Here is an 11,221-nt window from a genome sequence, read left to right as displayed (position 1 = left end):
TTTTAAAAATTAAAATTTAGGAATTAATAATAATGGCAATAGGTTAAAGCCCCTTGTTGAGGTGTTTTTTTAAAGAATATAAAATTCTTGGTCTAAACCTTTTTTTTCGATATTAATAATTTGAATAAGTTTTAATAATTCATTTTCTTGAATATTTTTTATATCAAAATTCATTTTTTGAATATTATATCGGTCTCTATTTCCGTTTTCGTGTATTGCTTTTTGAATGTTTTTAGGAATAAAAAATGTTGCTTTTTCAGTAAGATGTTTTTTATACTCATTGATATAAATTCCAATACCTGCAATATCAAAATCGCCAAAATGCAGGTAATTATTAGGAATAGATTGCATCCATTTTATAAAATCTTTATTTTGATTTTGTGGATAGCGAGAAATAAAAAGAGCATTTATATCTTTAAATAAATATTTTTGCTCGTGAATATGTCTAAAATTTCTAGAATTTTCAACACCAATAATAATCGTGTTTTTAGGTATTTTAAAAGTTTCAAAATCAGAGATAAAAATAAAACTTCCAATTGTTGGATGTATAATGAATTCTTGATTATTTAATTTGGCTTTAATAGGCGTGTAACTATTGATTAAAAAACCTTTAAAAGCTCTTTCTTTTGAGTTTTTTGAATCCGTAGTAATTTTAACAAAATCGGCACGAGTTGTATTTTCGTTTTCTGAAGCCGAAATATAATTTTCTAAATCATTAATTTCTAATTGATTTGAAATATAGGTGATTAATGCTTTTTCATTTTTAAGGTGTATTGTTTTATGATGTTTTCCCTTTGTCCATAGAATATTTTCAGCAATTAAATCGTCGATTAATTTACTTTTAGCAGAACTTGCAGTCACTTTTTCACCAGCAATTAGCCGTATTAGTATTTTTGCTGTTTTAAGAGCTAATTTCATTTTTTATATTATTAATTAAGAACTTTTGCGGTTACTTTTACTAATTGTGTAATTTTTGTGATGTATTTTTTACGGTCAGTTTTTGATTGTTCTTTAGATAATCGATAGGTATATTTATAATTGGTAGCGTTTTGACTTGTTGGCGAGCCGTTAATTAACAAGATATTTCTTTGATTGGCAAAGCCTAAAATTCCTTTTATATTATTTGGATGTAATCGACCAATTTCGTCCATCATACAATGCAATTTAAAGCTTTCATCTTTTTTAGACGCATTGTTTTTAAACACATTTAAAAGAGAAATATTAATCATTGCTTTTGCTAAAACATCTGTTCCTTCACTTCCTACGTTCGATAATTTTTCAACCCAACCAGAATCATTATCATTTTCAACAATTCTGAATTGTAAATCAAAAGATTCTGAAAGTGTTAAACTTGATTTTTTTGATTTATTGATTTCTTTGACTAATAGTTTTAATAAATCGATGGCTTTATTGTTTTTATTTCCCGATTCGTTTGTTGTAAATAAATTTTCTATGCCTAATAAATCACTATTTTCATCATTAAAATTTTTGATTTCAATTAATAATTTTACAATAGGATTCGAACTTTCTTGAGTTCTCATTTCCATGTTTTTGATAGCTTCAACAAAGTTTTTAGTTCTAAAATCAGTATTTATTTTTCGGATAGTTTTTTCAATTTCGGCTTCTTTCGATATAATTTCTTTGGTATCTCTAGCGATTTGCTCAACAATACTGGCAAAGTGTTCATTCACTCGTTTTTCAAATTCTTTTATTTTATCTTCGTTTATAAATTCTTTTAATGTGATTGCAAAATCATAAAATTCAGTATCTTCATTAAGATTTATTTTAAATTTAAAAATATTTTGTTCTTCAAAATTCCCTGTAAATAAATTGATATTTTGTTTTAAATCGTTAAGTTTCTGAATACTTCCGTAATATTTTTGAGTTAATTCTTCTATAATTAAAACGGCTGAAATACCTGTTTTAGAAGTGTTTGTTTCTGTATTGTTTTTTTGAATTTCTTTTGAAAAATAATCTTCTATACTTGAAAAAGCATCTGTTGTTTTAAAATCTTTGAAAGCTTCTAGATCAGTATTAAATTCTTTTATTTTAGCATCAATAATTTGAACTTCTTCTTGTTGATGTTTAACTTTTTTATCAAATTTATGTTGTTCAATTTTTTGTTCTTTTACTAAAGAATCTTGTTTTTTTACGAAATCAGCTTTTGATATTTTAAATTCGGGAACTTTATCAAAAAGTTCTCGTTTATCTTTTTGATATTCGATTACCGATGTTTCATTTTCTTTGATAAAAGTTAATTTTTTTTCAATTTCCGATACTCTTTTTTCAATTTCTGATACTCTTTTATTGTCTGCTCCTTTGGTTTCTAGTTCCGAATTTTGTTGTTTTTCAAGTTCTTTAATTCTGTTGTCGGAGGTTGTTTTTTCTTTTGAAATCGAATTTTTATATTTTTGAATAGCTGTGTTTTTTATATTTTCAATGCTATCTATTTCGGTCTTTTTTTTATTGTTTTTGGTCGATATTTCACGAGCAATTGCTTTTTCGATGCGTTCTAAATTTGTGGTAAACGTATCTTTTTCGCTATAAATTTTATCTAAAGACTCTTCTTTTTCTTGGAGAATTTTTGTTTTTTCTGAAGCAGATTTTTCTATCCACTCATCTAGCGTAATTTTATTCGTTTTTAACTTTTGATTATTTTTAGAAATTATGTATTCATTTTCTGAGATAGAATCATTTAAAATACTTAATTTTTTCCTAAATTTTATTTTCAGATTCTTTAAATCGTTGTTTTTTTCTTCGTTAATTTTATCAATTTCATTTTGAATATCGACATTTTTTTGTGTTAAGTTTTCTATTTCTTGCTGATATTCTTCAACTGTTTTAATGCGATTATCAATAGCATTTAAATTCAGTTCAATGCCAAAAAAATTAGTGGTATTTTCATCTAACTTCTTGGTTAATTCTAGTTTTTTGGGGTTTAAATTGGTTTGAAAAAGTACATTTTTTTCGTCAATGACTTTTCCAATGGTATTTTCCCAGTTAGGAATGGTATCATTTAGCCAACCATATAAAGACGATTTATTTTCTTTCAGATTGTTTTGAATCTGTGTAATTTCAGTTGAATTTTTTTGTTGATTTTCTTGTTTTTTTTCAAGAATATTTTTGACTTTTTCGTTAATTTTTACTTCTTCTAATTCCCATTCTTTACGAACAATTTTTATTTCTTTATTAGCGTTAGAAATTTCAGTTTTAGCATCTGAAATTTCTTTTTTTAATGTAGTTTTTACGTTTTTGCAATTTTTTATTTCATCGTCAAAGAAAATTTTATGTTTTAATTCGGCTTTTTTTCTTTTGATGTTATTTTCATTATCGATAAGCAATTTTAGTTCATTATTGTTTTTTGTAATTTCTTCTTGATTCGCTAATTTTATTTTAGCGATTACATCATTATAAAAAGTATCAATTGCCAATTTTTCATCTGAAAAAGTACTTTCAGCCTTGTTAATTTCGGCATTTTTATCATTTTCAAATTCTTTATATTGATTTTTATTTTGTGAAATTAAATTTTTATACTTTTCTGTTATTCCTGAAAATTGGGATGTTAAAAGTTGTTTTTCATTTATTTTGGCTTCTTTTTCATTTGTCAGCGTATCTTTTTGGGCAACTTTTTCAATTAAGGTATAAATATTTTGATTTTCGTATTTTATTAATTTTTGTTTGGCTTCTTTTATTTTTTGGTCAAGAACTTTTATGTCAGAAATTATATTTTGTTCTCTTTTTTTGTGTACATTTTTTAAATTTTCGGTTTTATCCGATAAAATACTCAGCGTATTTTTTTCGTTCGATAAACTAACAAATAAATTAGGGTTTTCATTTTTAATATATTGCAATCTATTGGCTAAATTGACGGTTAATTTTAGTGTATCTTTTTTTAAATAATTTAGTGTTTGATACGTGTTAATAATTTTATCTGCTTGATTTCTAATCGTTATTTCACCTTTTCTATTTTTTTTAAACCAAAGATTAATATCCTTTATTTGGGTTTCAAAATCTTTTAAATGAGTTTTGGAATAATTTTCAATATCTATTTTAAATTCATTTTCGCTAATAGAACTAATAATCGTATCTTTAATATCTTTGGCTTCTAAATTAGCGTTTAGCAGTACGTTTTGTATGGTTCTAGGGATATTTTGATATTGTTTGCTATCCATCAAAGCATACTGTTTAAATTCAGAATTTAAACTTTTATTGTCGCCATATAATATTTTTCGATATTCCTCATAGCTCGATATTATTTTAGTGTAATGAATATCTTTCCCGAAATTACGTCTAATTCCTTCCCAATTTTCAGCTTTTCCATTTTGGTCGATAAAAAGTGTTCTTTTATATTCCGATTTAAAAAAACGAAACGCCACTTTTCCATTTACTTTATATGCTAAAATAGAAAAAGGAATGTTGTCTTTTATCACTTCATAAATAATGTAAGAGTTCTGATATTCAAAATAATAATCATCAAAACGTTTCTTTTTACTAGGGATTCCTAATTTATTTTTGTTGGCGTTATAGAAAAATAAAATAGCACGTAAAAGCGTACTTTTTCCAACTCCTTGCGTTCCTATTAAATGTACATTTCCGTTGAGCCCTATTTCTGCATATTTTACAGAGGCACTATTTATAAAAATTATTTTATTCAGGTATTTCATTTTCAGTTTCTTGAGGAATATTAATACTATCGATAAGGTCTTTTAAATAGTGGAAAGAAGTAAGAACTTTATAAGTTTCTGTCAATTCATTTTCGAGACTTATATAGTTATCTTTTACTAATTTGTCGATTATTTTTTTAATGCTATCCAGTGTTTTTATTTCCTTATTTTCCTTACCGATTCCTTTTAAGTTTTTCAATTTATTTTTTAAATCGGCGTTATTTTTTAATTGACTATCAATTTCTGATGCTGTAAATCGAACACCGACATCAAAAGAAGAATCGTAGGTTTTAAAGAAATCTAAAATATCAATCCATTCAAAGGCTTTGTTTATTTTCCGTTCTAAATCAATGTTTTTTTCACCAGGACGACTAAAATAAAAATAGTCATCGCCTTGTTCTAAAATGTAATTTATAGGATAAAAATACTCGTATAATTGCTCAAAAGTTTCTTCATCGTCTAAAATTTTATACAATGTTTTTATTTTTTCATTCGGGCTATTTGAACTTATAAAGTGTCCTTTTCTTAGTGTTTCAAAAATAGTAGCGGTGTGTTTTGATAGCATTTTTTAGTCTTTTTTTTAGTCTTTTTTTTGAATTTTTATTTTTCTCTATTTCGGATAAATTAAAGCATATTCAATCCCATTATTTTTTTGATATTCATTTTCGAATTTTAACTCTAATTCAAATTGTGAAGCTACTTGACAAAAAATAGTAACACGCTCGTTAAAATCAACTTCTTTTAAAAAATCGTAATTAAGAATGAAATTAAAAAGATTATCGCTTGTTCCTACAAATTCATTTCGTATTTCCTCTAAATTTATCATCACTTCTTGTTCGATACTATTTTCTAAATATTCATCAGAAATACTATCGGCAATTAGCGGTTTATAATGTAGTTTATCGAGGTTTTTGCTTGCAATTTTTTTAATAATCGTAAAAGCATTTTCATCATCTCTTAAAAAATCAATCGATAAATTTAGCGGTTCTGAAATACGTTTTTCAAAAATTACGTCATTTTTAAGGGAAAAATTTTTTTGAATATCGGTTTCCGATTTAATTCGAAATTGGTCTTTTAAATATTTTATTTTTCGTAATTTTTCTAAAAACTCGCCTTGATGTTTTATTTGATTTAAGAAATTAATTATCTGTTTTTGAATTGCAATAAGATTGTGAGAACAGTCACTTAAATTATATTTTAAATCGATAAGAATCTGATTTAATTCTTCGTCTTTTGCTTGTTCAAAAAACGTAATTTCTTCTGTATTGATTAAGCTTAATGTTTTGTCAATTAATTTTTTAATAGTGTCTCTTTTTTCATCGAGGCTTTTTAATTTTAATTTTTTGACTTTATAATTAGGTTCATTTTTAAAGGTATTTTCGATATTTCGTCGTATATCGATTACATTTCGTAGCGTGATATTGCCTATTTTACGAAAGGTTTTTTTGATGAATTTTAGATGATTATTTTTTTGTTTTTCATTCTTTACTTCAAGATAATAAATTATTCGTTCTTTTATTTCTGTAATATTTTCATCAATAAAAGAAACATTTATTTCTTCATTAACTTCTAGTATTTTTTCAAAAAAATCAAGAAATACATCATCTATTTCTAAACAATTATCATTCTCTCGAAGTACCGATAATTCTAAAAGGGAATTAATTTTCGATTCATCATTATCAACAATATCTAAAGCGTAACTTTTTTTATAATGAAGCAATTTTCGTTTACTAAACATTTCAGAAAGCAATTTTTCTTCTCGATAAAGAATAGATACTAATTCTTTTATATTCTTAAAAGTATTCATAAACCAAATTTTTTTCAGCAATTTAAACATCGCCAAATTTCATACTTGGCGATGTTCTATAAAAATACAAAAAAATCAAGATTAAATACTTGAAATATAGTTTGATGTTAGTTTAATTTTTATTTTAAACCAAATTATCATTATGTTGAAATAAATCCTATTTAAATTATTATCTATTTTTTAAATATTATGTAGTTTGATATAAATTAAAGATAAACAAGAAAAAAGGGATAATCCAAATACTAATATTTTGTTTTTTTTTAATTAAAAAAAATATCGAAAATAGAAGTATTAAAAAAGTATTTATTATTAAAAAAAAGAATGTTTCTATAGATATCATAACATGAGGGTGTACAAGAGGAGTATCAAAAATATAATATAAAACGAAACATAATAGTTGTATAATAGAAAAAGCTACTGGAATTTTGTTTTTATTTAAAATCATTAGTTTTTGGATATATTATTTTGATAATTTTAATTTATTGAACATCTGTAAATATTAAAGATAAACAAGTAAAATGATTATTTGTCTAATTTTATCAAAATCAGATATACCTATATTTTCTCGTTCATCAATATTTTAGGTATATTTCTAAATAAAATGATTTAATAAAGTTACTTCAATTTATTAATCAAAGTAGGAAACTTCTTATAAACATAAATATGTTTGGATGTTTTTCTATCGTAACCACCTTTTAGGTCTTTATCCAATAAACCTTTATTATGAAAATGAGTTTCTAAGGCCAATGATAGTCGAACAGATTTCATATTCCACGTTTTCCAATACAGACATTGTATATTATTTTTATTTTTGTGTTCTCTTTTTCGTCTGCTAGGATCGTTGGTAATTCCTACGTACCATCTTGCGTTTTTTGTAATTAAAAAAGAATTTTTACGCATCCATTTTTTAATTTCTTTTTGAACTTTATTGTAAGTTTTGGTTTTACTTGCGGATGCTATATTTGCGTCTTTCATTTATTTTAATAAATAATTTTTATAATTTTAAAAGAGGATAAAGATACAATTCTATTATTTTCTATTATTTTTGAAGCTTAATTTATCCTCAATAATAATCGCTTTAATTTATTATAAATAATAATCTATAAATGAATAATTTAACGACAAATCCTAAACCTCCAAAAACTCCATGGCCAACAAAAGAGGCAATGCAACAGGTTTATGAACTGAATTTATGGGGAAATAACAACAGCGCTTTTTATTCGGGAGCGGGTTCACACCAGGCTGAAATTGTAGCGCCTTATTTATCGGTGGTAAGTTCATTTTTAAAATCTTTTGAAACACCATTAATAGTTTGCGATTTAGGCTGTGGCGATTTTAATATCGGAAAAGAATTAGTAACACATACAAAGCAATATATTGCGGCAGATATTGTGCCAGAACTCATAACATATAACACCGAAAAATTTAAAAATCCGAATTTAACTTTTCAAACCTTAGATATCGCAAAAGATACCTTACCAACTGCCGATTGCATAATTTTAAGGCAAGTTTTACAACATTTATCGAACGATGAAGTACAAAAAGTGCTAACTAAATTAGCCGATTTTAAATACGTTATTTTAACCGAACATTTACCAAACGGAGAGTTTATTCCAAATAAAGATATTATTTCAGGGCAGGGGATTCGACTTAAAAAGAAAAGCGGATTAAATATTTTAAAAGCTCCTTTTAATTTTCAAATGAAAGAGAAAAAAGAGCTTTTATCGGTTGTTTTAGAAGATAAAAAAGGCATAATTGTAACGACACTTTACACTATTTTTTAAGTGATTTTTATGCTTTTATTTTGTGTCGTTATGCTGAATTTTTTCAGCATCGCATCAGAGTAGAACTACGGCAAATCAGGATGAGAATCTGAAATAAATACATATTGACAGGTTCGATTTGATACTCTTTTTAACAAGGGGTTTCAACCCCTTTCTTTTATCCTTGCCTTTCTTAGTTTAATTTTAAATGCTATTTATAAATCAAATATTTCGCTCTAATTTTCTTAAATTCAAACAAGTCTTTTTCCCATGATTTTTTAATCTCTTTTTCTGATAAACCTTGTTGAATTTGTTGCTGTAATTTTTTTGTTCCAGCAAGTTTGGTAAAAAACACGGTGAAAAAAGATTTTTTAGGCGATTCTTTATAGGCTTTTATCAGCCAAGATAAGTTTAAGCCCGAAAGTTTTGGCTGTTTTTGCAAGTTTTCACCATAGCATAATTTCCCTTTATACTTTGGGTATTTTGAACCATCGTTAGCTTTTGGGGTAAAACTAAAGGCCGTTTTTTTCAAATAAGGCGCACCATAAATTTGAAACTGCTTGTTAGTTCCTCTACCTGCCGAAACCGTTGTACCTTCAAAAAAACAAAGGCTAGGGTATAGGTTTATAGAAATTTCATTGGGTAAATTAGGCGATGGTTTTATCGGTAAATTATAACTTGTATTATGCGTATAATTTTCTAAAGGAATTACGGTTAAATCACATTTTAGACTAGATTTTACATTTCCTGAAGTGTTTTTAAGCCAATTTTCGCCATTTATCATTTTTCCATACTCGCCAATTGTCATTCCATAAACCACGGGAACAGGGTGCATTCCTACAAAACTTGTATGCGTCATTTGCAAAACAGGACCATCAATATAATGAGCGTTAGGGTTGGGTCTATCCAAAATAATTACAGGGATATTTGCCTGGGCACAGGCCTCCATTACATAATGCAATGACGATATATAGGTGTAAAAACGAGCGCCAACATCTTGAATATCAAAAACTACAGCATCGATATTTTTTAATTGCGCTTGCGAGGGCTTTTTATTTTTTCCGTACAACGAAATAATCGGTAATTGCGTTTTAGTATCAACGCCGTCAATAACCGTTTCGCCAGCATCTGCTTTACCACGAAAACCATGTTCGGGTGCAAAAACTTTTTGCACGTTGATGTTTTTATAATCGTGTAAATAATCAACTAAATGATATTGTACTGTTTTTAACCCCATTGTATTAGGAGCTACTTCGGCACGTTGTAAAACATTTAAAACAGAAGTTTGATTGGCTACAATAGCGATATTTTTTCCTTTTAATTTATGTAGATATAAATTGGTTCTATCAGCGCCAATTTTTAAAGGAAGTGTTGTTTTTGTAGGGGTTGTAGTTGCTGTTGCTACCTTTTTAGGCATTGATTTCTGTTGCTGAGCGCAAGAAGAAAATTGAAAACTAAAACAGATTAATAATAATAAAAAGTAACTAAAATTGTTTTTCATGTAAATATCTTTAAAAAAGATAAAATTACTACTTAAAAACCTTTTACGAATAAAAACCACTAAAAATTTAATTGCTACTAAGCATCGCCTAAAATTAAGCAATAATTAAGTACTTTTGAGTCTCTAAAAAAATATAACTTTTGAATTTCGAATTATTTATCGCCAAACGAATTATTGCAGGAAAAGAACGTGAAAGCAGTATTTCATCGCCTATTATTAAAATTGCGACTATTGCTATTGCTTTAGGTATTGTAATTATGTTAATTTCCGTAGCAATCGCATCAGGTTTTCAGAAAAAAATCAGCGATAAAATGACGGGCTTTAAAGGGCATATTCAAATTGTAAATTACGATACCAATAACTCAGATATTTCTACCGTACCGATTTCTAAAACCCAAGATTTTTATCCGAAGTTTACACATATTCAAGGCATTAAAAACGTGCAAGTTTTTGCCAATATCGGCGGAATTATAAGAACCCCAACCGATTTTGAAGCCATTGTTTTTAAAGGTGTTTCTTCCGATTATGATTTTTCATTTTTCAAAGAATATTTAGTCGAAGGACGCTTGCCAAATTTTGAGTTGCCTCGAAACAAAGAAATACTAATTTCTCAGGCAATTGCCAGCAGGTTAAATTTGAAATTAAACGACACCATTCAAACCCTTTTTAGCGCTACCAAAAGCAAGCTGAAATATAAAATGCGAAAGCCAATTATTGTAGGGATTTACAATACAGGTTTTGCCCAATTTGATAAAACTATGCTACTTGGCGATATCCGAGAAGTTCGACAAATTAACCGTTGGACAGCCGATCAAATAGGCGGTTTTGAAGTTTTAATTGATAATTTTGAGGAGTTAACCCAAAAAGGAAACGAGATTTATAGCAACATCGGATCTACCTTAAACAGCATGACGATTGTAGAAAATTACCCATTAATTTTTGATTGGATTAAACTTTTTGATAATAACGTATGGTTTATCATTGGAATTATGATTTTAATAGCCGGAATTAATATGATAACCGCCTTGCTGGTTTTAATATTAGAGCGTGTACAAATGGTTGGTATTTTAAAAGCCTTAGGAAGCAGTAATTGGAGCATTCAAAAAATATTTTTATACAACGCCTCTTATTTAATTTTAAAAGGACTTTTTTGGGGTAATTTAATAGGGATATCGCTGTTATTAATTCAAAAATACTTTAAAATAATCGAGCTAAACCCCGCAACCTATGCAGTGGCAACCGTACCTGTTGATATCAGTATTTTAGCGATTATCACACTAAGTTTAGGAACGCTATTTTTATGTTTTTTAATGCTGATAATCCCTTCATATATTATCACAAAAATAGCCCCATCAAAAGCCATAAAATTTGCGTAAATAATTATTTTTAGACTTTTTTTTTGGAGCTATTTCCCGCTTTCCGCACTCGCTTTTTTTGAAGAAAAATCAAAAAAGAGCTCAAACAAATGCTACAATCGGGGCTAGGG

The 11,221-nt window shown here is 27.1% G+C and carries 8 protein-coding genes; 2 read left to right on the top strand and 6 right to left on the bottom strand.

Translation table 11 applies throughout. From position 1 onward, the window contains the following. Nucleotides 1–69: 69 nt before the first annotated feature. The 5 genes from ABNT14_RS06245 to ABNT14_RS06225 form a co-directional block, all read right to left on the bottom strand. Nucleotides 70–918 carry a DUF7281 domain-containing protein gene (locus ABNT14_RS06245; protein ID WP_101901596.1) on the bottom strand — a complete coding sequence of 283 codons (849 nt, stop codon included), beginning with the start codon at nucleotides 916–918 and terminating at the stop codon, nucleotides 70–72. 11 nt (nucleotides 919–929) lie between these two features. After that, nucleotides 930–4,664: an ATP-binding protein gene (locus tag ABNT14_RS06240; RefSeq protein ID WP_101901598.1), complete on the bottom strand. Its 3,735-nt coding sequence runs from the start codon at nucleotides 4,662–4,664 to the stop codon at nucleotides 930–932. Next, a complete protein-coding gene (locus tag ABNT14_RS06235) occupies nucleotides 4,648–5,229 on the bottom strand; it encodes a condensin complex protein MksE (RefSeq protein ID WP_101901600.1) in 582 nt (193 codons plus the stop codon). Before ABNT14_RS06235 ends, ABNT14_RS06240 begins: the two co-directional genes overlap by 17 nt. A 45-nt stretch (nucleotides 5,230–5,274) precedes the next feature. Further along, entirely contained in the window at nucleotides 5,275–6,471 is a 1,197-nt protein-coding gene (locus ABNT14_RS06230; RefSeq protein ID WP_101901721.1) for a hypothetical protein, read from the bottom strand. Between the two features lie 615 nt (nucleotides 6,472–7,086). Beyond that, nucleotides 7,087–7,446, bottom strand: coding sequence for a hypothetical protein (locus ABNT14_RS06225; protein WP_101901602.1), 360 nt, complete (start codon nucleotides 7,444–7,446; stop codon nucleotides 7,087–7,089). A gap of 131 nt (nucleotides 7,447–7,577) precedes the next feature. Here ABNT14_RS06225 and ABNT14_RS06220 point away from each other — a divergent pair, with 131 nt between their 5' ends. Then, nucleotides 7,578–8,255: a class I SAM-dependent methyltransferase gene (locus tag ABNT14_RS06220; RefSeq protein ID WP_101901604.1), complete on the top strand. Its 678-nt coding sequence runs from the start codon at nucleotides 7,578–7,580 to the stop codon at nucleotides 8,253–8,255. Nucleotides 8,256–8,445: 190 nt separating this feature from the next. On the opposite strand, the gene ABNT14_RS06215 is transcribed toward ABNT14_RS06220, so the two are convergent. Continuing rightward, on the bottom strand, nucleotides 8,446–9,735 hold the full coding sequence (locus tag ABNT14_RS06215) for an exo-beta-N-acetylmuramidase NamZ family protein (protein ID WP_214985912.1): 1,290 nt from the start codon (nucleotides 9,733–9,735) through the stop codon (nucleotides 8,446–8,448). A gap of 140 nt (nucleotides 9,736–9,875) precedes the next feature. Here ABNT14_RS06215 and ABNT14_RS06210 point away from each other — a divergent pair, with 140 nt between their 5' ends. Beyond that, nucleotides 9,876–11,111: an ABC transporter permease gene (locus tag ABNT14_RS06210; protein WP_101901606.1), complete on the top strand. Its 1,236-nt coding sequence runs from the start codon at nucleotides 9,876–9,878 to the stop codon at nucleotides 11,109–11,111. Nucleotides 11,112–11,221: the final 110 nt, after the last annotated feature.

It is taken from the genome of Tenacibaculum dicentrarchi (assembly GCF_964036635.1).
Lineage (GTDB): Bacteria > Bacteroidota > Bacteroidia > Flavobacteriales > Flavobacteriaceae > Polaribacter > Polaribacter dicentrarchi.
The sequence above is the reverse complement of the archived record's forward strand: the minus strand, read 5'-3'. Positions and strand labels throughout refer to the sequence as shown.

What these genes read in the sequence shown, in the direction of transcription:
- ABNT14_RS06245 (WP_101901596.1), bottom strand. Translation starts at nt 918, where the DNA reads ATGAAATTAGCTCTTAAAACAGCAAAAATACTAATACGGCTAATTGCT.
- ABNT14_RS06240 (WP_101901598.1), bottom strand. Translation starts at nt 4,664, where the DNA reads ATGAAATACCTGAATAAAATAATTTTTATAAATAGTGCCTCTGTAAAA.
- ABNT14_RS06235 (WP_101901600.1), bottom strand. Translation starts at nt 5,229, where the DNA reads ATGCTATCAAAACACACCGCTACTATTTTTGAAACACTAAGAAAAGGA.
- ABNT14_RS06230 (WP_101901721.1), bottom strand. Translation starts at nt 6,471, where the DNA reads ATGAATACTTTTAAGAATATAAAAGAATTAGTATCTATTCTTTATCGA.
- ABNT14_RS06225 (WP_101901602.1), bottom strand. Translation starts at nt 7,446, where the DNA reads ATGAAAGACGCAAATATAGCATCCGCAAGTAAAACCAAAACTTACAAT.
- ABNT14_RS06220 (WP_101901604.1), top strand. Translation starts at nt 7,578, where the DNA reads ATGAATAATTTAACGACAAATCCTAAACCTCCAAAAACTCCATGGCCA.
- ABNT14_RS06215 (WP_214985912.1), bottom strand. Translation starts at nt 9,735, where the DNA reads ATGAAAAACAATTTTAGTTACTTTTTATTATTATTAATCTGTTTTAGT.